The sequence below is a fragment of the Streptomyces sp. NPDC007971 genome (assembly GCF_042958635.1).
Classification (GTDB): Bacteria; Actinomycetota; Actinomycetes; order Streptomycetales; family Streptomycetaceae; genus Streptomyces.
The window spans coordinates 88,241-114,127 of sequence record NZ_JBIBJK010000028.1 but is presented as its reverse complement, the minus strand read 5'-3'; the positions used below and the strand labels follow the sequence as shown (position 1 = coordinate 114,127).

The following is a 25,887-nucleotide window of genomic DNA, read 5'->3' as shown; positions in this document are numbered from 1 at the left end:
TGCTCGGCCCCGCGCGCCGCCAGCCAGCGCGCCACATGCCCGCCCAGGGCACCCAGACCACCGGTCACCAGCACCGTGCCGCGCGGAGTCCAGCCCTCCACGAGGGCGTCGCCCACGGGCGCGGGCACCAGCCTGCGGCCGAGGACCTCCTGACCACGTACGGCGATCTGGTCCTCGTCACCCGCGCCGGCGAGGACCGAGGCCAGCAGGTCGCCGGTCGCGTCGTCCCGGGTGTCCGGCAGGTCGACCAGCCCGCCCCAACGGCCGGACTGCTCCAGCGCGGCCACCCGGCCGAGCCCCCACACCACCGACTGCTCGAACCCGGCAACCGGATCGCCCGGGCGCGCCGCCACCGCACCCGACGTCAGGCACCACAACGGAGCCGACACGCCCGCGTCACCGAGCGCCCGCAGCAGGCCGATCGTGCCCCTGAGACCCGCGGGCACGCCCGGGCCGTCCGGACTGGCCGGACGGTCCGGGCCGTGCGCAGGGGCAAGCCCCAGCAGCGAGACCACACCGCTCGGCGCGGACAGCCCGTCCAGGTGCTCCGCCCAGTCGGCCGCCTCGGGGTCCACCTCCAGGACCCGCACCTCGGCACCGTTGCGGACCAGCGCGTCCCGCACCCAACCGGCCTGCTCCTCACCCGTCGGCGCCACGACCAGCCACGTGCCGTCCAGCCGCCGGCTCCCGGTGGTCACCGGCCGCCACTCGATCCGGTAGCGCCAGGTGTCGGCGGTGGAGCGGTCCCGCTGCTTCCTGCGCCAGGCGGACAGGCGGGGCAGCACGGCGCTCAGCGGGTCGTCGGACGACACGCCCAGCGTGCGGGCGAGGTCGCCGAGGTCGCCCTCTTCCACGGTGTCCCAGAACCGTGCCTCCACCGGCGACATCGGTTCGGTGGCCGCGTCCGCGGCCGGGGCGTCCAGCCAGTGGCGCTCGCGCTGGAAGGCGTACGTGGGCAGGTCCACCCGCCGGGCGCCGTCGTCGAAGCAGGCGGCCAGGTTCACCGCGACGCCGCGTACGTGCAACTGGCCGACGGCGGTCGTCAGCGCGTCGAGTTCGGGCCGGTCGCCGCGCAGGGCGGGGACGAAGGCCGCCTCAGGGGCGTTGAGCTGCCCGAGGCCGGACAGTACGCCGCCGGGACCGATCTCCACGAAGACGTCGACGCCGTGCTCGCGCAGCGCGGCGACCGCGTCGTGGAACCGCACCGACTCGCGCACGTGCCGCACCCAGTACTCGGGCGACGCCAGTTCCTCGGGCATGGCCAGCCGGCCGATCAGCGTCGACACGATCGGGATCGCGGGCGCCTCGAACGACACGCCCTCCAGCACCCGCCGGAACTCTTCCAGCATCGGGTCCATCAGCGGCGAGTGGAACGCGTGGCCGACCCGCAGCCGGGTCACCTTGCGGCCCGCCTCGCGCCACCGCGCCGCGACGGCCTCCACATCGGCGGCGGCACCCGAGACCACCACCGAGTCCGGGCCGTTCACCGCGGCGATGTCCACGTCGTCCGGGAGGTCGGGCATGACCTCGGCCTCGGACGCCTGGACGGCGATCATCGCGCCGTCCCCGGGCAGCGCCTCCATCAGGGCACCGCGCGCCGACACCACCTTGACGGCGTCCGCGAGCGACCACAGGCCGGAGACGTGCGCGGCGGCCAGCTCGCCGATCGAGTGTCCGGCCAGTGCGTCGGGGCGCACGCCCCATGCTTCGAGGAGGCGGAACAGCGCCACCTCGACGGCGAACAGCGCGGGCTGCGTCACCCCGGTCGCGTCCAGGGCGTCGGCGTCCTCGCCGAACAGGACCTCGCGCACCCGCGGTTCGAACGCGTCCAGCACCATGTCGAGGGCTTCGGCGAACACCGGGAAGCGGGCGGCCAGTTCGCGCCCCATGCCCAGGCGCTGCGAACCCTGCCCCGAGAACAGGTAGCCCAGCCGGTGGGACGCAGCCTCGCCCACCACGACGCCCGGACCGCCGCGGCCCTCGGCGAGGGCGGCGAGCCGGTCGAGGGTGGTCTCCCGGTCCTCGGCGAGGAGCACGGCGCGGTGCTCGAACACGGCGCGCGTCGTGGTCAGGGAGAAGCCGACGTCCGCCGCGTCGAACTCGTCGGTCTCCCGCAGGGCGGACAGGAGGCGGCCGGCCTGGGCGCGCAGGGCGTCGGGGGTCCGGGCGGACAGTGCCCATGGCGTGACGGCGCCGGCCTGCCGGCCGCCGGCCTCGGTGGGTGCCGGGTCGGCGGCGGGTCCCTGTTCCAGGATGACGTGGGCGTTCGTGCCGCTGACTCCGAACGAGGACACGCCCGCGCGGCGCGGTTCGCCGGTCTCGGGCCACTCCCGGGCCTCGGTCAGCAGTTCCACGGCGCCCGCCGACCAGTCGACGTGGCTGCTCGGCTCGTCGACGTGCAGGGTCCTGGGCAGCACGCCGTGCCGCATCGCCATGACCATCTTGATGATGCCGCCGACCCCGGCCGCCGCCTGGGCGTGGCCGATGTTCGACTTCAGCGACCCCAGCCACAGGGGCCGGTCCGCGGGCCGGTCCTGGCCGTACGTGGCGATGAGGGCCTGTGCCTCGATCGGGTCGCCCAGGGTGGTGCCGGTGCCGTGGGCCTCGACGGCGTCCACGTCGGCAGCGGTCAGGCGCGCGCTCGCCAGCGCCTGGGTGATCACCGCCTGCTGGGACGGGCCGTTCGGCGCGGTCAGGCCGTGGGACGCGCCGTCCTGGTTCACCGCGGAGCCGCGGACGACCGCGAGGACGGGGTGGCCGTTGCGGCGGGCGTCGGACAGCCGCTCCACCAGGAGCATGCCGACGCCCTCGCCCCAGCCGGTGCCGTCGGCGCTGTCGGAGAACGCCTTGCAGCGGCCGTCCACGGACAGGGCGCGCTGCCTGCTGTACTCGACGAACGTGCGCGGTGTGGACATGAACGTGGCGCCGCCCGCCAGCGCGAGGGAGCACTCGTCGCGGCGCAGTGCCACCATCGCGAGGTGCAGGGCCACCAGGGACGACGAGCAGGCGGTGTCCACCGTCACGGCGGGCCCGACGAGGCCGAGCGTGTAGGCGACGCGGCCGGAGGCGATGCTGCCCGCGCTGCCGTTGGCGAGGTAGCCCTCGAACCCGTCGGGGGCCTGCGGCAGCCGCGTCGCGTAGTCGTTGTACATGACGCCCGCGAACACGCCGGTCCTGGAGTCCCTGGCCTGCGCCGGGTCGATGCCCGCGCGTTCGAACGCCTCCCAGGAGGTCTCCAGGAGCAGGCGCTGCTGCGGGTCCATGGCCAGCGCCTCGCGCGGGCTGACGCCGAAGAACGCCGGGTCGAACTCCGTGGCGCCCTGGAGGAATCCGCCGTGGCGGGTGATGGAGGTGCCCGCGTGCTCCGGGTCGGGGTCGTGGAGCGCGTCGGTGTCCCAGCCGCGGTCGGCCGGGAACTCCACCACGGCGTCCCCGCCGTCGGCGACCAGTCGCCACAGGTCTTCCGGTGAGGCGACGCCACCGGGGTAGCGGCAGCTCATCCCGATGATCGCGATGGGCTCGTTCTCCCGCTCCTCGACCTCGCGCAGGCGCCGGCGGGCGTTGCGCAGGTCGGTGGTGGCCCGCTTGAGGTAGTCGCGGAGCTTGTTCTCGTTCTCCATTTAGCGTGCGCTCCTTACGGCGGTGCAGAAGAGGTCGACGCGGGCCGGCCCGGTCACGAGGTCTCGAGTTCGTTGTCGAGGTAGCCGAAGAGTTCGTCGTCGGTGGCCGAGTCGAGGTCGGAGCCGGCGTCCTCGCCGGTGTCCCCGGACCGGGCTTCGCTCCACCGGGCGAGCAGGGCGCGCAGCCGCAGGTCCGCCTTGGTGACGGTGCCGTCGTCGGTGAGGGCGAGCAGCACGTTCTCCAGCTGTTCGAGCTGGTCGAGCACGTCGGTCTCCGGCTCGGTCCCGGTGTGGGCGAGCAGGGGGAGGACGTGCCGGGCGATCGCGGCGGGCGTCGGGTGGTCGAACACGAGTGTCGACGGCAGCCGCAGTCCGGTGGCCGCGGTGAGCCGGTTGCGCAGTTCCACCGACGTCAGCGAGTCGAAGCCGAGGTCCCGCAGCCCGCGGCCGGGGTCGACCTCGGTGCCGGCGGCGTGGCCGAGCACGGCCGCGACCTGGGCGCACACCAGGTCGAGCACCGTCTGTTCGCGGTCCGCCACGGACTGGCCCGCGAGGGTGTCGGCGAACGACGCGGTGGCGACGGGGGGCGGCGGCGCGGCGGTGCGGGCGGGGGCGCGGACCAGGCTCCGCAGCAGGGGCGGCAGGGTGCCGTTCGCGGCCTGTGCGCGCAGCGTGGCGGTCTCCAGCGGGAGCGGCGCGAGTACGGCGCGGCCGTCCTCGGCCGCGGCGTCGAGGAGCGCGAGCGCCTCATCGGTGGGCAGTTCCCGGAGGCCGGAGCGGCCGAGCCGGGCCCGGTCGCCCGCCTCCAGCCCGGCCGTCATGCCGCTCGCGGCCGCCCACATGCCCCAGGCCAGCGAGACGCCGGGCAGGCCGAGCGCCTGGCGGCGGCGCACGAGGGCGTCGAGGGCGGCGTTCGCCGCCGCGTAGCTCGCCTGGCCCGCGCTGCCGAGGAGTCCGGCAGCGGAGGAGAACACGAGGAACGCGGACAGGTCGGCGTCCCTGGTCAGCTCGTCCAGGTGGAGCAGGCCGTCGATCTTCGGGGCGAGGACGCGGTCGATCCGCTCGGGTGTCAGGGACTCCAGCACGCCGTCGTCGACGACGCCCGCGGTGTGCACGACCGCGCCGAGCGGCCGGTCCAGCGAGGCGAGCAGCGCCGCCACCGACGCGCGGTCGGCCACGTCGCAGGCGACCACGGTCACCTGGGCACCCAGCGCCGCCAGTTCGTCGCACAGTTCCCCGGCGCCGTCGGTGGCCAGGCCCTTGCGTCCGGCCAGGACGAGGTTGCGCACCCCCCGGTCGGTGACCAGGTGGCGGGCCACCAGCGCGCCGAGGGTGCCGAGACCGCCGGTCACCAGGACCGGGCGGTCCGGGTCGAAGGGTGCGGGCACGGTCAGGACGGCCTTGCCGGCGTGCTGGGCCCGGTCGAGATGGCGGAACGCCTCGGGAGCGCGGCGGACGTCCCAGGTGCGTACCGGCAGGGGGCTGAGCACACCCGCCTCGAACAGGGCGAGGACGTCGACGAGCATCTCCTGGAGGCGGTCGGGGTGCGGCCGCGTCAGGTCGAACGTGGCGTGGCCGACGCCGGGAGGCAGGCCGGCCGGGTCGCGGCCGTCGGCGGCGCCGGGCGTGATGAACCGCCCGCCGCCGGACAGCAGTTCCAGGGAGCCGTCCTCGAAGTCCCGCGTCCGCGGGTTCAGCACCACGTCGACGCCGCGGCCGCCGGTCTGGGCGGTGAACTTCCCCACGAAGTCGTCGTCGTGCAAGGACGCCAGGTGCGAGTCGGGTACGCCGGCCGCCCGCACCGTGTCCCGCTCGGCGGGGCTCGCGGTCGCGTACACCTCCGCGCCCCAGTGCCGGGCGAGTTGTACGGCGGCCAGGCCGATGTCGCCGTCGGCGGCGTGCACCAGTACGGACTCGCCCGGGCGCAGCACCGCCAGGTCGCGCAGGGCGTGGTGGGCCGTGAGGAACGCGACCGGCACGGACGCGGCGCGGGTGAAGGACCACCCGGCGGGTATCGGGGCGAGGAGCCTGCGGTCGGTGACGGCGAGCGGCCCGAAGCCCTGGCTGACGAGGCCGAGGACGCGGTCGCCCACCGCCAGGTCGGTCACGTCCGCGCCGACCTCGGTCACCACGCCGGCGGCCTCGCTGCCGAGTCCGGCCGTGGCGGGGTGGCGGTCCAGGGCGATCAGGGTGTCCCGGACGTTCACTGCGGCCGCACGGACGGCGATGCGGACCTCGCGGGGTGCAAGGGGCGCGGCGGCGTCGGGGTGCGCTACCAGGGTGAGGCCGGTGAGGGAGCCGCGCGGCCGGGCGTCGAGGCGCCACGGGCCGTGGGCGGGCGGGGCGAGCGGGGCGTCGGCGGCCGCGCGGGCCAGCCTGGGCACCGTCATCTCCCCGGTACTCAGGGCGAGTTGGGTTTCTCCGGAGGCGAGCGCGGCGGGTACGGCGCGGGCGGACTCCGCGGTGCCGTCGAGGTCCACCAGGGCGAACCGGCCGGGGTTCTCGGTCTGCGCCGACCGCACCAGACCCCACACGGCCGCCTGGGCCGGGTCGGGCGTTACGGGGTCGACCGCGCCGCGGGTCACGAACACCAGGCGGCTGTGCACGGTCCGCTCGTCGGCGAGCCAGTCCTGGGCGAGCGTCAGCGCCCAGGTCACCGCCTCGCGCGCCGCCTTCCCGTGGTCGCCGGACGGCTGCGGGCAGGCAGCGAGCAGGTCGGTCACGCCGTCGAGCGCGCCGAAGCCGCGGACGGTGGGGGCGTCGACGCCGAGATCGCCGAGGTCACCGTCGCCGAGCACGGCGAGACCGGGCGTGCTGTCCCCGGTCGCTTCGGCGGGCGTCCACTCAAGGGCGAGCAGGGAGTCCGCACTCCGGGCGGCGAGCCCGCGCAGCTCCACCGGTCGCATGACCAGGGAGTCGACACTCGCCACGGGTCGGCCGGCCGGGTCCGCGACGGCCAGCGCCATGCCGTCCTTGCCCTTGGGCGACCAGCGCACCCGCAGCGTAGAGGCGCCGACGGCGTGCAGCCGTACCCCGGTGAAGCTGAACGGCAGCCGGGGCCCGCCGCCGGTCTCGTCGAGGGCGCGCAGCACGGGGGCGTGCAGCGCGGCGTCGAGCAGCGCCGGGTGCACACTGAAGCCGTCGCCGCCGGTGCCGTCCGGCAGGGCCACCTCGACGTAGGCGTCGTCGCCGTGGCGCCAGGCGGCCCGCAGCGCACGGAACACGGGCCCGTAGCCGTAGCCCAGTTCGGTGAGACGGTCGTAGACGTCGTCGACGTCCATCGGCGTCGCGCCCTGGGGCGGCCAGTCGGCGAGCTCGGTCGCCGGGGCGTCGCCCGTCGTGAGCGTGCCGGTGGCGTGCTCGGTCCACGGCTCGTCCCGGTCGGCGTCCTCGGCCCGCGAGTGCACCCGGATGGCGCGCCTGTCGTCGCTCTGCGCGCCGACGGTGACGCGCAGGGCGAGGCCGCCGCGCTCGGGCAGGACCAGGGGGGCGTGCAGGGTCAGTTCCTCGACGGTGTCGAGGCCGCAGTGGCCCGCGGCGTGCAGGGCGAGGTCGAGGAACCCGGTGCCGGGGAACAGCACCCGGTCGCCGACGCCGTGGTCGGCGAGCCACGGCTGTACCCGGGTGGACAGCCTGCCGGTGAAGACGACGCCGTCGGAGTCGGGCAGCGCGACGGCGGCGCGGAGCAGCGGGTGGTCGCCGGTGGCGACACCGAGGGCCGTCGTCGCCCCGTCGCCCGCGGGGGCGACGGCGGCGGTCAGCCAGTACCTCTCGTGCTGGAAGGCGTAGGCGGGCAGGTCGACGCGGCTGCCGCGGCCGCCGAGGACGGCGGCCAGGTCGAGCCGGGCGCCCCGGACGTGGAGGTGCGCGGCGGCGAGGGCCAGCGCGTCCGGCTCGGGCCGCTCGGAGCGCAGCGTCGGTACGAACACCGCGTCGGGGGCGCTGTCCTGACCCATGGCGGTGAGAGCGCTCCCGGGACCGACCTCGACCATCGTGGTCACGCCCTGCGCGACCAGTGCGGTGACGCCGTCGGCGAACCGCACGGGCCGGCGCACGTGCCGTACCCAGTGGTCGGGCGAGGCGAGTTGGTCGGCATCGACCGGCGCGCCGGTGAGTGTGGACACGATCGGCACCGTGGGCGGATGGGCGGTGGCGCCCTCGACGACGCGGCGGAACTCCGCGAGCATCGGCTCCATCAGCGGCGAGTGGAACGCGTGGCTGACGCGCAGCCTGGTCACCTTGCGGCCCTGCGCCTTGAGGCGGTCGGCGAGGTCGATGACCTCGCGGGCGCTGCCGGACAGGACCAGGGAGTTCGGGCCGTTGATGGCGGCGATGCCGACGTGGTCGGAGCACTCCGGCGCGATCTCGTCCTCGGTGGCCTGCACCGCGACCATGACGCCGCCGGAGGGCAGCGCCTGCATGAGCGCGCCGCGGGCGGCGACGATCGCGCAGGCGTCGGGGAGCGAGAAGACGCCCGCGACGTGCGCGGCGGCCAGTTCGCCGATCGAGTGGCCCGCGAGCGCGTCGGCCCGCAGGCCCCAGGACTCCCACAGCCGGTACAGGGCGACCTCGACGGCGAACAGCGCGGGCTGCGCGTACTCGGTGCGGTCCAGTGCGGCCTGGTCGTCGCCGAAGACGACGTCGCGCAGCGGCACCGCGAGGAGCGGGTCGAGGTGGGCGAACACCTCGTCGAGCGCGTCGGCGAACACGGGGTGCGTCTCGTACAGGCTCCGGCCCATGCCGATGCGCTGGGAGCCCTGGCCGGAGAACAGCACGGCGAGCCTGCCGCCGTCGGGGGCACCCCGCACCACGGTGGGGGCGTCGGTGCCCTCGGCGAGCGCGTCGAGTCCGGCGCGCAGTTCGGGTGTGCCGGTGCCGAGGACGACCGCGCGGTGGTCGAGGGCGGCCCGTCCGGACGCGAGCGTCGCGGCGACGTCCACCGGTGAGAGCCCGGGCCGCTCGTCCACGGCGGCCGCCAGGCGGGCGGCCTGTGCGCGCAGCGCGGTGGTGTCGCGGGCGGACAGGGCCCAGACGAGGGGCCGGCCGTCCGGTTCGTCGGCCCGGGCCGGGGCGACGGGCTCGGCCTGTTCGAGGATGACGTGACCGTTGGTGCCGCTGACGCCGAACGCGGAGACGGCGGCCCGCCGCGGCCTGCCGGCCTCGGGCCACGGCCGGTGCTCGGCGAGCAGTTCCACGGCGCCGGTGGACCAGTCGACGTGCTGGGAGGGCCGGTCGAGGTGGAGGGTGCGCGGCAGGACGCCGTGCCGCATCGCCTGCACCATCTTGATGACGCCGGCGATGCCGGACGCGGCCTGTGTGTGGCCGATGTTCGACTTCAGTGCGCCGAGGAGCAGCGGCCGGTCGGCAGGGCGGTCCTGGCCGTAGGTGGCGAGCAGGGCCTGCGCCTCGATGGGGTCGCCGAGCCGGGTGCCCGTGCCGTGGCCCTCGACGGCGTCGACGTCCGACGCGGTGAGGCCCGCGTTGGTGAGTGCCGCGCGGATGACGCGCTGCTGCGCGGGGCCGCTGGGCGCGGACAGGCCGTTCGACGCGCCGTCCTGGTTGATCGCGGAGCCGCGGACGACGGCGAGGACCTCGTGGCCGGCCGCCCGGGCGACGGAGAGCCGTTCCAGGAGGATCAGGCCCGCGCCCTCGCCCCAGCCGACGCCGTCGGCGGCGTCGGCGTAGGGCTTACACCGGCCGTCGGGGGCCAGGCCGCCCTGCAGGCTGAACTCGGCGAAGGCCGTCGGCGTCACCATGATCGCCGTGCCGCCCGCCAGGGCCATCGAGCACTCGCCCGAGCGCAGCGCCTGCACCGCGAGGTGCAGGGCGACCAGCGAGGACGAGCAGGCGGTGTCGACCGTGACGGCGGGGCCGCGCAGGCCCAGCGTGTAGGCGATCCGGCCCGATACGACGCTCAACGCGTCGCCGGTCAGCCGGTAGCCGTCCATCTCGGGCGTCGCCTGCTCCAGGGTGCCCGCGTAGCTCTGCGGCGAGGCGCCGACGAACACGCCGGTGAGGCTGTCGCGCACGGACGTCGGGTCGATGCCCGCCCGTTCGAAGGCTTCCCAGGCCAGTTCGAGGACCTGACGCTGCTGGGGGTCCATCGCCAGCGCCTCGCGCGGGGCGATGCCGAAGAAGTTCGCGTCGAACCCGCCCGCGTCGTCGACGAAGGCGCCCTCCAGGGTGCGGCTGCGGCCCTGGGCCTGAGCGTCGGCCGGGTACAGCCGGTCGGTGTCCCAGCCCCGGTCGTCCGGGAAGGGCCCGACGGCGTCGCGTCCGTCCAGGACGAGTGACCACAGGTCCTCGGGTCCGCGCACGCCGCCGGGGTAGCGGCAGCTCATCGCCACGACCGCGATCGGCTCGTCGGCCTCGCGGGTCACGGTCCGGCCCGGTGCGGCGGTCTGCCGCTCGCCGAGGACCACGGAGTGCAGGTGGCGGGCGAGCGCTTCCGGCGTCGGGTGGTCGAACACGACGGTGGTGGGCAGCCGCGTGCCGGTGGCGGCGTTGAGGCGCTTGCGCACCTCGATGGCGGTGAGGGAGTCGAAGCCCAGCTCGCGGAAGGCCCGGTCGGGTGTGACGGCTTCGGGGCCGTCGTGGCCGAGCACCGCGGCCGCGTGGCCGCGCACCAGGTCGAGCAGGTGCCGGTGCTGATCGGCCTCGCCCAGTGCGGTGAGGTGGTCGGCCAGGGCGCCGTCCGGGGCCGGCTGCTCCGCCTCGTCCCGCGCGGCCAGTGCCACGACGTCGGGTATCTCGCTGATCAGCGGGCGGGAGCGGGCCGCGGTGAAGCCGGGGGCGAAGCGGGGCCAGTCGACGTCGGCGACCGTCAGGGTCGTCTCGTCCGCCGCGAGGGCGGTGGCGAGCGCGCCGATGGCGAGTTCGGGCCGCATGGGGCGCATGCCCCTGCGGCGCAGTCGGTCGTCGAGGTCGTCGGTGACCATGCCCTTGCCCTCGCCCGCCCACATGCCCCAGGACACCGAGGTGGCGGGCAGGCCGTCGGCGCGGCGGCGCTGCGCGAGGGCGTCGAGGTAGGCGTTGGCCGCGCCGTAGGCGCCCAGTTCGCCGCTGCCCCACACCGCGGATCCGGAGGAGAACAGGACGAACGCGTCGAGGTCGCGCCCGGCGCACAGTTCGTCGAGGTGGGCGGCGCCGACGGCCTTGGCCGCCAGGGCGTGGGCGAGGTCCTCGGTGTCCGTGTCGGCAAGCGGCTTGGACACGACGACGCCCGCGGCGTGGAACACCGAGCGCACGGGCGTGCCGTCGGCGTCGAGCCGCGCGAACAGGCCGGCGAGCGCGGCGCGGTCGGTCGCGTCGCAGGCGGCGACGGTGGTGCGGACGCCGAGCGCGGTCAGCTCGGCCTCCAGCTCGCGCGTGCCGGGCGCGCCGGCTCCGCTGCGGCTGGTCAGGACGATGTGCTCGGCGCCGTTGCCCGCCAGCCAGCGGGCGACGTGCCCGCCGATGGCGCCGGTGCCGCCGGTGATCAGCGCGGTGCCGCCGGTGCGCCATGCGGTGGCGGCCGCCGGCGCGGTGGCCGGGGTCAGCCGTCGTACGGAGACACCGGAGGCCCGGACCGCCAGTTGGTCCTCGTCGCCGGGCCGGGTGAGCACGGCGGCGAGGCGCGTCGAGGTTCTGCCCTCGGGGGTGGTGGGCAGGTCGACGATGCCGCCCCAGCGGTCCGGGTGTTCGAGGCCGACGCTCAGGCCCAGGCCCCACACCTGGCTCTGCGTCGGGTTGGTGAGCGGATCGGAGCGTCCGACGGACACCGCGCCCGTCGTGGCCAGCCACAGCGGCGCGCCGATCCCGGCGTCGCCGAGGGCCCGCACGAGCGCCAGCGTGCCGGAGAGTCCGCGCGGGACGTCCGGCGCGGCGGGGTCGGTCCTCTCGTCCAGGGCGAGCAGGGACAGGACTCCGCTGGGTACGACGTCCAGGGCGCGCAGCGACTCGGCCGAGCCGTCGGTTTCGAGGACGTCGGCGCCGTGGGCGCGCAGGGCCTCGACGGCCGCCGTGTGCCACGGGTGTTCCGCCTCGGAGGGCGAGCCGACCACGAGCCAGGTGCCGGTCAGGACCGGCGTGGTGGCGGCGGTGAGCGGACGCCAGGTGACCTTCAGGCGCCAGGCGTCGACGGCGGACCGCTCCTGCCTGCGGCGGCGCCAGTCGGCCAGGCTGGGCAGGACGTCGGTCAGCGGCGCGTCGGCGGGCACGTCCAGCGTGGCGGCGAGGTCGCCGCGCTCCACCGCGGACCAGAACTCCTCAACGGCGGGGTCGCCGCCCGCCGTCGGGCGGGCCGTGTCGTCGAGCCAGTAGCGCGTGCGCTGGAAGGGATACGTCGGCAGGTCGACATGTCGCCCGGCAGGCACCAGGGCGCGCCAGTCGAAGGGCAGGCCCTCGACGTACGCCTCGGCGGCCGAGAGCAGGAACCGGTCGAGCTCGCCGTCGGTCCGGCGCAGGGTGCCGACGACGATGGCGTCGCGCCCGGTCGCGTCCAGCGTCTCGCGCACGCCGAAGGTGAGGACGGGGTGGGGGCTGCATTCGACGAACGTGCCGACGCCGTGCTCCAGGAGACCGCGCGTGGCGTCCTCGAACCGCACGGTGTGCCGCAGGTTCCGGTACCAGTAGTCGGCACCGGCCTCGGTCCCGGTCAGCCACTCCCCCGTGACGGTGGAGAGCATCGGCACCTGCGCGGCCGTGGCCTCCACTCCGGCCAGCAGGGTCGCCAACTCGGCCTGGATCCGCTCGACGTGGGGCGAGTGGGACGCGTAGTCGACAGGAACCCGACGGGCGCGTACGTCATCGGCGGCGCAGGACTCCATGAGCTCGTCGAGGGCGTCCGCGTCGCCCGCGACGACCACCGAACCGGGGCCGTTGACGGCCGCGACCGAGATCCGCCCGTCCCAGCGGGCGATCCGCTCACGCGCCACGTCGACCGTCACCGCGAGCGAGACCATGCCGCCCAGCCCCGACAGCGCCAGGATCGCCCGGCTGCGCAAGGCCACGATCCGTGCGGCGTCCTCCAGCGACAGAGCGCCCGCGACATGCGCGGCGGCGATCTCGCCCTGACTGTGTCCCACCACCGCGTCCGGCTCGACACCGTACGAACGCCACAGCGCGGCCAGCGACACCATCACCGCGAACAGTGCGGGCTGCACGACGTCCACGCGCTCCAGCGCGTCGGCGTCGTCCAGGACGTCCCACAACGACCAGTCCACATAGGGGGCAAGCGCCTCGGCGCAGGCGCCCATGGAGGCCCGGAACACCGGGGAGGACTGCGCAAGCGCCGTCCCCATCCCCAGCCACTGCGACCCCTGACCGGGGAAGACGAACGCCACCTTCCCGGCAGGGCGCGCGACACCGACCGCCACGCGGGCGGACTCGGCGCCCTGCGCCACCGCCGTCAACGCATCCGCACCGCCGGCCACCACCACGGCCCGGTGATCGAACACCGACCGCGACAGCAGAGCATCAGCCACAGCCGCCGAGCCCAACTGCTCGACGGAAGGGGCGAGTCGAGCCGCATGGGCACGCAACGCGTCTTCCGTGCGGGCGGACAGCACCAAAGGAGTCGGCCCGGACACCGGCGGCTCGTCGGCCACCACCTCGTCCGGTGCCTGCTCCAGGACGACGTGGGCGTTGGTGCCGCTGATGCCGAACGAGGACACGGCGGCCCGCCGCGGGCGCGTGACCTGCGGCCACGGCGTGGTCTCGGTGACCAGCGACACCGCGCCGGACGACCAGTCGACGTGCGGCGTGGGCTCGGTGATGTGCAGGGTCCGCGGCAGCGTGCCGTGCCGCAGCGCGAGGACCATCTTGATCAGGCCCGCCACGCCCGAAGCCGCCTGGGTGTGACCGATGTTCGACTTCACCGAGCCGAGCAGCAGCGGCCGGTCGGCGGGGTGCTCCCGGCCGTAGGTGGCAAGGAGCGCGTCCGCCTCGATCGGGTCGCCGAGGCGTGTGCCGGTGCCGTGCGCCTCGACGGCGTCGACCTCGGCGGCCGGGACGCCCGCGTCGGCGAGCGCCTGTCGGATCACCCGGCGCTGCGCGGGGCCGCTGGGGGCGGTGAGGCCGTTGGACGCGCCGTCCTGGTTGACCGCGGTGCCCTTGATCAGGGCGAGCACGGGGTGCCCGTTGCGCCGTGCGTCGGACAGGCGCTCCAGGACCACCATCGTGGCGCCCTCGGCGAGGCCGAAGCCGTCCGCGCTTGCGGAGAACGCCTTGCACCGCCCGTCGGGGGCGAGCGCGCGCTGCCTGCTGAACTCGACGAACATGCCCGGCGAGGGCATGACCGTGACGCCGCCCGCGAGCGCGAGGGGGCACTCGCCGCGCCGCAGCGACTGCACGGCCACGTGCAGGGCGGCCAGCGACGAGGAGCACGCGGTGTCGACGGTGAGCGCGGGGCCCGCGAACCCGAAGGTGTACGAGAGCCTGCCGGACGCGACGCTCGCGGTGTTGCCGGTGAGGAGGTAGCCCTCCAGGTCCGCGGGCGCCTCGTGCAGCCGCGGGCCGTAGTCCATGGTCATGGCGCCCACGAACACGCCCGTCCGGCTGCCGCGCAGCTGAGCCGGGTCGATGCCGGCGCGCTCGATCGACTCCCAGGCGATCTCCAGGAGCAGCCGCTGCTGCGGGTCCATCGCCAGCGCCTCGCGCGGCGATATCCCGAAGAACTCCGGGTCGAACCGGTCGGCGTCGTGCAGGAATCCGGCCTCGCGCTGGTAGTAGCCGCCGGCCCGCTCGGCGTCCTCGTCGTAGCGCCCGTCCAGGTCCCAGCCGCGGTCGGTGGGGAACGGGGTGACGCCCTCGCCGCCCTCGGACAGCAGCGCCCACAGGTCCTCGGGGCTGTGCACGCCGCCGGGCAGGCGGCAGCTCATGGCCACGACGGCGATCGGCTCGTCGTCACCGGCCGCCGCGAGGGCCGACGGCTCGTCGTCCTCGGCCGGGGCGCCGGTCAGGACCCGGTCGATGTGCTCGGCGAGGCCCCGGCACGTCGGGGTGTCGAACACGGCCGACACCGGCAGGTTCAGGCCGGTCGCCGCGTTCAGCAGGTTCCGCAGGGTCACGGCGCCCGCCGAGTCGATGCCCAGTCCCAGGAGCGGCGCGTCCGCATCGGCCTCGGACGGCGCGCTCCCGCCGACGACGGCGGCGACCTGCGCGCGGACCAGGTCGATCAGGACCGTGCGGCGGTCGGGGGCGGCCGCGAGCCGGTCGGCGAGCGACGGGGCGGGGGCGACCGCGGGGGCCGCGTGCAGCGGGTAGGCGGGCAGCGGCACGGCGCGGGCGTCCCGGCCCGCGAACACCGCGTCCCAGTCGGGGAGTACGCCGTGCGCGTGCAGCTCGGCGAGCGCACTGGTCAGCTGGTCGGCGCCGCCGTGGTCCCTGCGCAGCGTGCCGACGACGGTGGCCGCCACGCCCGCTTCCTCGGCGGTCTCCTGCACGGCCCGGGTGAGGACGGGGTGCGGGCTCGGCTCCAGGAGCAGGTGGTGTCCGGCGGCCAGCACGGCGCGGGTGGCGCGCTCGAAGTCGGCGGTGTGGCGCAGGTTGCGGCACCAGTGGTCCGCGGTGAGATCGAGCGGGTCGACCCTGGCACCCGTGGTGGCCGTGTAGACCGGCACGTCCGTCGGGCGGGGGGTGATCGGGGTGAGGCCGGCGCGCAGCGCGTCGAGCACGGAGTCGACCTGGCGGCCGTGTGCCGCGAGGCGGATGGCGATGCTCCTGGCCCTGATGCCGGCCGCGGCCAGTTCGGCGAGGAGTTCGGTGGCCTGGTCCTCGGTGCCGGAGACCAGGACCGAGCCGGGGGCGTGCACGGCGGCCAGGTCGAGCCCGTCGTAGCGGGTCAGCCGCTCGCGCACCTCGTCGGCGCTTGCCAGCACGGAGAGCATCACACCGCGTTCGAGCAGGTGCACCTGTGCCTGGCTGAACAGGGCCACGGCGCGGGCGCCGTCCTCGACGGACAGCGCGCCCGCGACGGTCGCGGCCGGGATCTCGCCGACGCTGGAGCCGACCACGGCGGCGGGCCGCACGCCCCAGGACCGCCAGAGCGCGGACAGGGCCACCATCATCGCCCATAGCGCGGGTTGCCCCACGTCCGGCCGGTCCAGGGACGGCTTGTCCGCGGTGCCGCGCAGCACGTCCATCACGGGCCAGTCCACGTGCGGTGCGAGGGCGTCCGCGCAGGCGTGCAGGTGCTCGGCGAACACCGGTGACGCGGTGAGGAGTTCGTCGGCCATGCCCAGCCACTGCGGGCCGTGCCCGGGGAAGACGAAGGCGAGGTCGTCCGCCGCGGCCCGCGCGGGCGTTCCGGTCGCGAGCCCCGGCACGGCCAGGCCGCCCTGGCTGAAGGCGAGCAGGTCGTCGGCCAGCCGCGCGCGGTCCCCGCCGACGAACACGGCGCGCCGGCCGAGCGCGGGCCGGGTGGTGGCGAGGGAGTAGGCGATGTCGGCGAGCGGCAGGTTCGGCTCGGCCTGGAGCAGGGTGTGCAGGTCGGCGGCCCGTGCGCGCAGCGCGTCCTGGCTGTGTGCGGACAGGGTGACCGGGACGGCGGGTCCCTCCGGCGCGGTGCGGCCGGGCCCGGGGCGTCCCGCGCGCAGCGCGGCCTCCACGAGGGCGGGAACGCTCTCGGGCCATGCGTGGCCGGTGTCGAGCCGGTAGGCGAAGGCCGCGGTTCGCGGGGCGTCCGTGCGTGCGAGGACGGCGAAGGCTCCGTCCGCCCCGACCAGGGCGAGGGCGCAGTCACCGGACTGTACGGCGGCGACGGCTTCGGCGACGGGGTCGTGCCCGGTCCGGGACCGGCCTAAGAGACCTAAGAGGCCTAACGCGCCCGCCAGTTCGGCCGCGTCGCCCCCGGCCGCGCCCTCGGCGGCCAGATGGACATCGATGTCCACCCGGTCGGCGCTGATGCCCGCGTCCTCGCAGGCTCTCCACGCCGACTCCAGTTCGGCTGTCCGGCTCGCGGGCAGGGGCACGCCGGTCAGTTCGGCCCATGCCCCTGCGTCCGATTCCGCTCGTACCGGTGCCGCGGGTGCGACCCCGATGACGGCGACAGTGTCTGTGTCCACTCGCGCCAATTCGCACATGGCAGCTTCTGCCCTCGTCAGTCGTCCATTAGAACTGAACGCATGCATGACACCATGCATGGCTCATACATGACTGGCCTGAATTGGCTCGGAGTATTTCCAAGCCAATCCGCCGCGACAACGGTCGCAAGTCAAGACCAATGATCCAGAAATTGTCAACCAAAGACTTTTTCGATCCGAACTACGGCGTGCCGCGTTGACCCGGCACCCCCGGGCGAGCAGTGTCCGCCACGGGCGAGCGGGCGCGAAATCAAGACACGCAGACACACGGAACCACCACACGAACTTCCAGCTCACGGCACCGTCAAGGACCCGTGAAGAGCCCCCTCCGCCCCTTGGGGCAACACCCCTGCCCTTCAGAGCAACGCCGCCTACCTGTACGACACAAGCGCCCGGGGCGCACCTCCAGAGACGGGAAAGCAAACGGCAAGCGCATTCACCGGCACTCGCCAGTCATGTGACCGTTAATTTCAAGCCACACGTAATCCCCGCATGCGCAAGCCTTTACCTCTGCCCGCTGGCGAAAATCTACGGCACGCCAGGCCGAAAACACCTCACCGACCGGACGTGTCAGGGTTCACACGGCATGCGCACCACGCCGTCGTGCCGGCGACGCGCCCCCGGGCGGCGAGAACGACCGGGCGGGAAACGTGGCGCTTGCGCGGCGCCGACGAGGCCTGCCGCTCGCGCCCCTGTCCGCCGAGCCCAGGCCGCGCCGCGAGTTGGATGACGGAAGACTTGCAGGTGACGCCCCCAGGGATCCGCGCCCGCAGGAGCGGCAGCGGGGCAGCGCCTCGTGGGCGCCAGCGCCCGGCAGGGGCGATGCGGCTTCAGCGCCGTCCGGCGCGACAGCATCTGTCACGCCACGCATCACCCTGCCGATGGCGAACCGAATTGCGAAATGGCCGTGCGCCGAGAAGGCTGGTCAGGTCATGGGTGCGAGGACACGTGGAAACACGCGACGACAACACTCTTTCGGCATTGATGAGACCCAGGCCGGGGTCGAGGTCCGCGACACATAAGGCGAGCATCGCAGGGCGGCAGGCCCGACGCGGTTTTTCATGCGGTCAACGGCCCGACCCGGTCTCCATGGGGCAGCCCGGACGGCATGCCTGGAAGTACTGGAACCTGCATCGTGAGCCACTGAGTCTAGTCCCCCTTTCCATGGATCCCATGGACTCTGGGCGGGCGCCGGGCTCGATGCAGCGGTCAAGAGAAGACGCTCCGAAAGCCCGACCGGTTGCGCGGGCGGATTGCGGTAAGCGAGTCGAATACCGAACCCGCGCCCCCGTGACTGAGCCAACGGTATCGGAGCGGACAGGGCCCGTTCCACCCTCTCCGATTGTGGTTATCAAAAGCGGAATCCCGCTTCTCCTTTTGCTGGCGCAGGCGCTGCCTCGCGCGACGAACCGGCCGCCATACACGCCGGAGCGAATCCCCACTTCCCACGTCACAGGTCATTACCCCAGGTAAGTTTCGCGTCCGCGACACCGGACAAGGGCACATGCCATGAGCATGTGTGCGCAGCTGGGAAACGGGCATCGCGAAGCCCGCCGTGCCCGTTTCGCCGCCCAGGTCGCCCGTTTGCCGCCCGTTTCGGGCACTTACTGCCACAGAGCGACCCACGTCACACCCACAGTCATGACCGCCTCGGCACGCATTTCTGCCTCCACACGCACTTCTGCCCGCGCACGCAGGGCGGCCCTCCGCACGCACTTCCGCCTCGGGGCGCACGGCGTGGCGGCCTCCGCACGCGCGGCGGCCTGGGAGCACTCCCGTACACCCTGCGTAGTAGTCACGATGGCTCCCCCCGCAGGATGACCGCGGGTGTGCCCTGGGCCATGCTGTGGCCCGTGACAGCTGATCTTCGCCACGCCGGAGCCGAACCCGGAGATGGAGACGGAGAAGGAGACGGGGGCGCCCCTGCGGCATCCGCTCCGCCGTCGCTCCCTGCCGAGCGCACGCACCGGCCACCCCGTTCCCGGCTGCGGCGGTGGCTGCGGCGCGGCGCGCTGGGCTGTGCCGTGGTGTTCGTGGCCGTCACGGCGGCCTCGTTCGTCTACAACGGCGTCACGGCCGGGCGCGCCGCGCCACCGCGGGGGCTCAGGTACGTACAGGCCGCCGACATCCGCACGCGCTACCAGACCTGGGGCACGGCGGGCCCTCCGGTCGTCCTGGTGCACGGCGCCTTCGAATCCGTGGACACCTGGTCGCGCCTTGCCCCGCTGCTCGCCCGCGACCACCGGGTGTACGCGCTCGACCTGACGGGCAACGGATACAGCGAACGCCACGGCCCGTACACCGCCGACCATTTCGCCCGTCAGCTCCTGGGCTTCCTGGACGCCGTGCACCTCGGCGGTCCGGGCGAACGCCCGCTGCTGGTGGGGCACTCCAGCGGAGCCGCCGTGGTCACCGAGGCGGCGTTGCGGGCCCCTGGCCGGCTGGGCGGCGTGATGCTCCTCGACGGCGACGCCCTCGACACGGGTGCCGGGCCGCCGCCGGCCCTCAAGTACGTGCTGATCGACCCGTACCGCACCAGCCTGCTGCGGCTGGGGCTCGGCGTCGAGGCGGTGATCCGCAGCCTGTACGACGCACAGTGCGGGCCTGCCTGTCCACGGCTGGATGCCGCCGGTCTGGATCAGTGGCGACGCCCGCTCCGGGTGCCGGGCGCGGAGAGTGCGCTGTGGAGCATGCTGGCCGCGGGCGTGCCGGGTCTGCCCGCGGACCGGGTGGCCCGACTCGCCGGGGTGAACCTGCCCAAGTCGGTGGTGTTCGGTGCCCAGGACGACGTGTTCGGCAAGCAGACTCCGCGGGAGACCGCCCGGCGCATCGGCGCACCGCCGGCGACGCTCATACCCGGCGCCCGGCACCTGACGATGATCTCCAGTCCCGAGGCGGTCGCGGCGGCCGTGGACAGACTCACCGCGGCATCCGTCGCGGCATCGCGGTGACTGAGCCGCGGCCCCGGCTCAGGACCGCGGGGGCCGAGAAGGCGGGCGGGGGTGAGTCCGACCGCCTCGGGGGCCGGGGTGGTCCGACCGCCGGGGCAGAGCAGGCGGCTGCCGCCCGGGCGGCGTTCCCGGGCGAGCGCGACGAGGCACACCGGCCGGCGCAGCGGCAGGCACGGCCTTCGCGAGGAAGGGGGACCACTAGGGTTCGAGGGTGCCGACCTACAGCATTGGCCAGGCCGCGCGCCTGTTGCGAGTCAGTCCGGAGACCGTGCGCCGATGGGCGGATGCGGGCCGGCTGCCGATGGGGCGGGACGGCTCGGGGAACCGGGTGATCGACGGCGTGGGACTGGCGCGGTTCGTGCGGGAGCGCTCCTGCGAGGACGAGCGGGGCGGGGCGGCCGGTCCCCCGACTTCTGTGCGCAACGCACTCACGGGGATCGTCACGGCATTGCGGGCGGACGACGTCGTGGCCCGGGTGGAGATCCAGGCCGGTCCGCACCGGATCGTGTCCCTGGTGACCCGGGAAGCCGTGGACGAACTGGGGCTGGCGGTCGGGGTCACCGTCATCGCGCGGGTGAAGTCGACGAGCGTACAGGTCGAGCGGTCGTAGCGGACGCTGTGGTGCTCGGCTCCGCGCGACACAGCAGCGCGGCCCACAGGTCCAGGCGGTCCCGGAGGCGGGAGAGGTCACGGCCGGTGAAGTGCTCGATGCGCTGGATCCGGTAGTGAACCGTATTGACGTGCACGTGCAGCGCCTCGGCCGTGCGGGCCCAGGAGCCGTCGTGGAGGAGGAACACTTCCAAGGTGTCCAGCAGCGCGGCGGCTGAGGCGCTCCGGGTGTCGAGCAGCGGCCCGAGCACGGTGCGGCTGAAGGCGGTGCGGACCTCGGCCGGAATGCCGGTGAGCAGCGTGTCCAGCGTGGTCAGGGACGTGGCGTCCGCCAGGGACGAGGTGCCGGCGCCCTTCGCCCGTGCCGAGGCCAGGGCGTAGCGGGCCTCGGCCAGGGCACCCGGCAGTCCGGTCGCCTCGCCGACCGGTGAGGCGAGCCCGCCGTGCAGGGGGGAGCCGGGCTCGCACGCGGCCACCGGCGGCCAGGCCGCGGCCAGAGGGGCGGCGGTGTCCTCGGGTACGACCGCGAATGCGGTCCCGTCGGGCAGGCGTCCCACGGCGGCGAACGCCGGCGTCGTGTGCGCGACCGCCTCTGTCAGCGCGCCCTCCGCCAGTCCCTCGTGCCGGGCGCCGGTGTCGGCCACGACCACGAGGTACGGGCCCTGAGCCGGCAGACCGCAGGCCCGCACCACGGCCGCCACGTCGCCGGCTTCCGGAGAGGTCAGCAGCCTGCCGAGTTCGTCCGCTCTCTGGTGCTCGGCGGCCCGTCGGCGGATCAGCGCCTCCTGGCAGCGGCCCAGGACGCCGGTGATCTCGTGGAGCAGGCGCGGTGGTGCGGCCGCACCGTCCGGCAGGTGCAGCCACCAGCGTTCGTAGGGGGTGACCGCGTCCGCCTCCACGGGCACCGTCACACCGGTGTCGCCCCTGCCCAGGACACCGCTGTCGCCCTTGGTCAGGGCGGCGGCCTCGCCTGCCGGGAGCGGGTCCGCGCCCGGTGTGACCGCGACGGTCCGGCCCGTCGGGGTCAGGAGGTAGGCCGCGGTCCGGTCGAGATGCGCGAAGGCGCCGGCGAGAATCAGGGCCGGGTCGGCGTCCTGTGCGACCAGCCGGTTCAGCCGGCCCCGCACGTGTTCGGGCAGGGCGTGGTGGCGGCTGAGCCCGCCCCACTGCCGCAGGTACACGGTGTCGGTGATCTCGCGGAACATCACGTGGGCCGGCACGCCGGCGACCGGGACCCCGTGCCGTGCACATGCCTCGACGAGGTCGTCGGGCACCGAACCGTGGGTCTCCTCACCGGCGAGCAGCGCGGCGGCGCCCGCGTCCTTCAGCCCGGAGACGAAGCGTTCGGCCTTGCCCCTTCCCCCCTCCGGGCTCCACCAGACGAGTCCGCTGAGCACGACCTCGTCGGGCCGGACGAAACGGGCCGGGTCCTCCAGGTCGGTGACGGTGACGCCGCTGATCTCCTGCCTCAGCAGTGCGTCCTCGGCCCAGAGCAGGCGCAGGCCGAGGGACTCGTCCTGCAGAAGGTGTTCGACGTGCATGGGTTCCGGCTCCTCGTACGGCTGCCGGGTGGCGGTGCCTGACACCCGGCATCTCACATTCACCAGGTGCGTGCGAGTCCTCGCATCGTAAGTGCCAGATGAGACGAGCGGTATGCCTCTTGGTTGATTCACCAAGTATCGGGGCGGGCCGCCCGTCGTTTCCGTGCTGGGAACCAGTCGTTTTGGCCGGTTCGCATTGCTTCACTGGCGGTCATGGACCTGAACACGGTGGTGGAGATCCGGGACGCCCGGCACCCGGCGCCCTGGCGGCCGGGCGACGGCTGGCTCGGCGGCGGCACGTATCTGTTCTCCGAGCCGCAGCCGCACCTGCGCCGTCTGATCGACCTCAGCCGCACCGGCTGGACCCCCGTGCAGCAGCGCCCGGACGGCTCCCTGGAGATCGCGGCCACCTGCACCATCGCCGAGCTGTCCCGGTTCGCGAAGGATCTTGCCGCCGAGGCGGGACCGCTCTTCGAGCAGTGCTGCCGGGCGTTCCTCGCCTCTTTCAAGATCTGGAACATGGCCACCGTCGGCGGGAACCTCTGCAACGGTCTGCCGGCCGGCCCGATGATCTCCCTCACGGCCGCTCTCGACGGGGAGTGCCTGCTGATCGCGCAGGACGGCGCACGCCGCCGGGTGCGCGTCGCCGACTTCATCACCGGAGCGGGCCGAAAGGTGCTGGCGGAGGGCGAGCTGCTGCGCTCCGTCACCCTGCCGGCCCGGAACCTGGCCTGCCGTACGGCGTTCCGGCAGGCGTCGCTGTACGGGCTGGGCCGCTCCGGGGTGCTGATCATCGGCACGCTCGACCCCCTTGACGGCTCCCTCGCGGTCACGCTCACCGCTGCGACGGTCCGGCCGATCCGGCTGTGGTTCCCGCCGACGGCTGCGGGGCTGCGGGAGGCGATCGCTGCCGCCGTCGCCGACGACGAGTGGTTCGACGACATCCACGGGCTGCCCGAGTGGCGGCGGCACATGACGTACCGGTACGCGGAGGAGATCCGCCGGGAGCTGGCACACCAGGAGGCACGATGAAGGTCGAGGTCAACGGCCGGTCCCACGAGGAGGAGCCCCGCCCGGGCCAGTGTCTGCGCACCTATCTGCGCGACCGCGGCTGGTTCGGCGTGAAGAAGGGCTGCGACCAGGGCGACTGCGGTGCCTGCACGGTCCACGTCGACGGGAGGCCGGTCCACAGCTGTCTGTACCCCGCCTTCCGCGCCGACGGCCACAAGGTCACCACGGTGGAGGGCCTGGCCTCGCCCGAGGGTGAACTCCATCCCGTCCAGCAGAAGTTCCTCGACGCACAGGGTTTCCAGTGCGGCTTCTGCACGGCCGGCTTCCTGATGACCACGGCCGCCCTCGACGAGGACGAACTGGCGGACCTGCCGGGGGCGTTCAAGGGCAACCTGTGCCGGTGCACCGGCTACCGGGCCATCGAGGACGCCGTCCGCGGGGTCAAGAACGTGGAGGAGCCGGCGCCCGGCGAGTCCGTCGGCCGCAGCCTGCCCGCGCCGGCCGGGCCCCAGGTCGTGACCGGGACCGCCCGCTACACCTTCGACATCGAGGTCGAGGACCTGCTGCACATGAAGCTACTGCGTTCCCCGCACGCCCACGCCCGCATCGTCGCGATCGACACCTCCGCCGCGCTGCGCGTTCCCGGCGTCCAGGCCGTCTTCACCCACCACGACGCCCCGGAACGGCACTTCTCCACGGCTCGCCACGAGCACCCCGAGGAGGACCCGGCCGACACCCGCGTCCTCGACGACACGGTCCGGTACATCGGCCAGCGCGTCGCGGCCGTCGTCGCCGACAGCGAGGGGGCGGCCGAGGAGGGCTGCCGCCGGATCGAGGTGACGTACGAGGTGCTGCCCGCCGTCCTCGACCCCGAGGACGCCATGCGGCCCGGCGCGCCCGTGGTCCACGACAAGGACGCGAAGACCCACCGGATCTCCCGCCCCGCGAACAACGTGGTCGGCGAGGCGCACGGCGAGATCGGCGACATCGAGGCCGGCTTCGCCGAGGCCGACGTCGTCTACGAGGACACCTTCCGCACCCAGCGCGGGCAGCACGCGAGTCTGGAGACGCACGGAGCCGTCGCCTGGTTCGACGAGGACGGCCGCCTCACCGTGCGCACCAGCTCGCAGACCCCGTTCCTCACGCGTCGCGCCCTGTGCACGCTGTACGACCTGCCGCTGGAGCAGGTCCGGGTGATGGCAGGCCGGGTCGGCGGCGGTTTCGGCGGCAAACAGGAGATGCTGGTCGAGGACGTCGTCGCGCTGGCGGTGCTCAGGCTGCGCCGCCCGGTGAAACTGGAGTACACCCGCGCCGAGCAGTTCTACGGCGCGACCACCCGCCATCCCTTCACCATCCGGCTGAAGGCGGGTGCGCGCCGCGACGGCACCCTCACCGCCCTCCAGCTGCGCGTCGTCGCGAACACGGGCGCGTACGGCAACCACGGGCCGGCCGTGATGTTCCACAGCGTCGGCGAGTCGATGGCGATCTACCGCGCCCTGAACAAGAAGGTCGACGCCTACTCGGTGTACACGCACACCGTCCCGGCGGGCGCCTTCCGCGGATACGGGCTCGGACAGGTGATGTTCGCCGTCGAGTCGGCCTTCGACGAGCTGGCCCGGCGGCTGGACCTGGACCCCTTGGAGTTCAAGGCCCGCAACGTCATCGGCGCCGACGAGACGATGGTCACCCCGGGCGGCCACGAGGAGGACCTGCACATCGCCAGCTACGGACTGGACCAGTGCATCGGCATCGTGCGCCGGGCACAGGCGGAGACCGGTGCCGGCCGGCCGGCACCGGAGGGCTGGCTGGTGGGCGAGGGCGCGGCCCTGGCGATGATCGCGACCGGCCCGCCCGGCGGCCACATCGCCGACGCCAGGGCCACCCTGCTGCCCGACGGCACCTTCGATCTGGCGGTGGGCACCGCCGAGTTCGGCAACGGCACCACGACCGTGCACCGGCAGATCGCCGCCGGTGAACTCGCCACCACCGTCGACCGGATCACCATCCGCCAGTCCGACACGGACGTCGTACGGCACGACACCGGCGCCTTCGCCTCCACCGGCACGGTCGTCGCCGGCAAGGCCACCCTGCGGGCCTCCCGCGCCCTCGCCGACATGCTCCTCGACTTCGCCGCCGCGCACCTGCGCGTCCCGCGCGCCGAGTGCCGGCTCGCGGACGAGGCCGTACTGCATCCCGGTGGACGCCTGACGCTCAAGGAGGTGTACGCGGCCGCCCGCGCGGTGGGCGTCGAGTGCGCCGCCGACGGGAACTTCGGCGGCACCCCCCGCTCGGTCGCCTTCAACGCCCAGTGGTTCAAGGTCGCGGTCGACCCCGGCACCGGGGAGATCCGCATCCTGCGCAGCGTGCACGCCGCCGACGCGGGCAAGGTCATGAATCCGATGCAGTGCCGCGGCCAGGTGGAGGGCGGGGTCGCGCAGGCGCTCGGCTCGACGCTCTTCGAGAACGTCCGCATCGACGCGCGCGGCGAGGTCGAGACGGCCGCCTTCCGCCGTTACCGACTCCCCCAGTACGCCGACATCCCGCGCACCGAGGTCCACTTCATGGAGACCGCGGACGCCATCGGCCCCCTGGGCGCGAAGTCGATGAGCGAGAGCCCCTTCAACCCGGTCGCCCCGGCCTTCGCCAACGCCCTGCGGGACGCGACCGGTATCCGCTTCACCGAACTGCCCTTCACACGCGACCGGGTGTGGCTGGCCTTGCGCGACGCGGACACGACGGATCAGGGCGTGAGCGGCTCCTCGTAGTCGGCGGGCTGCTCCGCGTCGCCCCCGTGCGCGGCGAAAGCACGGCGTGGACGCCCGAGCCCGTCGGCGACGGTGGCTGCCTCACCCATGCGGACCCCGCCGGCCACGCGTGATGGCTACTGTTGCGCAGCATCGACAGGGGAGGTCCCATGGCCGACTACGCCACCCATGCCCAAAATGCTCGCGAGCTGCTCGAAGCGCTGGATGCCAAGTCCGTGGTCCAGAAGCGTGCAGGACCTGCCTGATGGACCAGTGCGGGGGGGCCGCGTCACCGAGACCGGCCCCCATCCCGACGCCACCACGGGGGCCCCTCGAAACGGGATCCCGAC

The 25,887-nt window shown here is 74.2% G+C and carries 7 protein-coding genes; 4 read left to right on the top strand and 3 right to left on the bottom strand.

The features are described 5' to 3' along the window. Together ACFZCP_RS40510 and ACFZCP_RS40505 are read right to left on the bottom strand one after the other, a co-directional pair. The coding region (locus tag ACFZCP_RS40510) for a type I polyketide synthase (protein WP_391440370.1) at window positions 1–3,620 on the bottom strand (3,620 nt) is incomplete at its 3' end. Window positions 3,621–3,673: 53 nt separating this feature from the next. After that, on the bottom strand, window positions 3,674–16,663 hold the full coding sequence (locus ACFZCP_RS40505; protein WP_391440367.1) for a type I polyketide synthase: 12,990 nt from the start codon (window positions 16,661–16,663) through the stop codon (window positions 3,674–3,676). A gap of 1,871 nt (window positions 16,664–18,534) precedes the next feature. Here ACFZCP_RS40505 and ACFZCP_RS40500 point away from each other — a divergent pair. Further along, window positions 18,535–19,632 carry an alpha/beta fold hydrolase gene (locus ACFZCP_RS40500; RefSeq protein WP_391440363.1) on the top strand — a complete coding sequence of 366 codons (1,098 nt, stop codon included), beginning with the start codon at window positions 18,535–18,537 and terminating at the stop codon, window positions 19,630–19,632. 211 nt (window positions 19,633–19,843) lie between these two features. Continuing rightward, a complete protein-coding gene (locus tag ACFZCP_RS40495; RefSeq protein ID WP_362682076.1) occupies window positions 19,844–20,242 on the top strand; it encodes a helix-turn-helix transcriptional regulator in 399 nt (132 codons plus the stop codon). Here the strand turns inward: ACFZCP_RS40495 and ACFZCP_RS40490 are convergent. Continuing rightward, window positions 20,196–21,782, bottom strand: coding sequence for a helix-turn-helix domain-containing protein (locus ACFZCP_RS40490; protein WP_391440348.1), 1,587 nt, complete (start codon window positions 21,780–21,782; stop codon window positions 20,196–20,198). The two genes, ACFZCP_RS40495 and ACFZCP_RS40490, sit on opposite strands and share 47 nt — an antisense overlap. Before the next feature lie 213 nt (window positions 21,783–21,995). Between ACFZCP_RS40490 and ACFZCP_RS40485 the strand changes: the two genes are divergently transcribed. Both ACFZCP_RS40485 and ACFZCP_RS40480 read left to right on the top strand, forming a co-directional pair. Beyond that, window positions 21,996–22,814, top strand: coding sequence for an FAD binding domain-containing protein (locus ACFZCP_RS40485; protein WP_391440342.1), 819 nt, complete (start codon window positions 21,996–21,998; stop codon window positions 22,812–22,814). Further along, on the top strand, window positions 22,811–25,558 hold the full coding sequence (locus ACFZCP_RS40480; protein ID WP_391440337.1) for a molybdopterin cofactor-binding domain-containing protein: 2,748 nt from the start codon (window positions 22,811–22,813) through the stop codon (window positions 25,556–25,558). The genes ACFZCP_RS40485 and ACFZCP_RS40480 overlap by 4 nt, the downstream gene beginning before the upstream one ends. Window positions 25,559–25,887 lie beyond the last annotated feature (329 nt).

What these genes read in the sequence shown, in the direction of transcription:
- ACFZCP_RS40490 (WP_391440348.1), bottom strand. Translation starts at nt 21,782, where the DNA reads ATGCACGTCGAACACCTTCTGCAGGACGAGTCCCTCGGCCTGCGCCTG.
- ACFZCP_RS40485 (WP_391440342.1), top strand. Translation starts at nt 21,996, where the DNA reads ATGGACCTGAACACGGTGGTGGAGATCCGGGACGCCCGGCACCCGGCG.
- ACFZCP_RS40480 (WP_391440337.1), top strand. Translation starts at nt 22,811, where the DNA reads ATGAAGGTCGAGGTCAACGGCCGGTCCCACGAGGAGGAGCCCCGCCCG.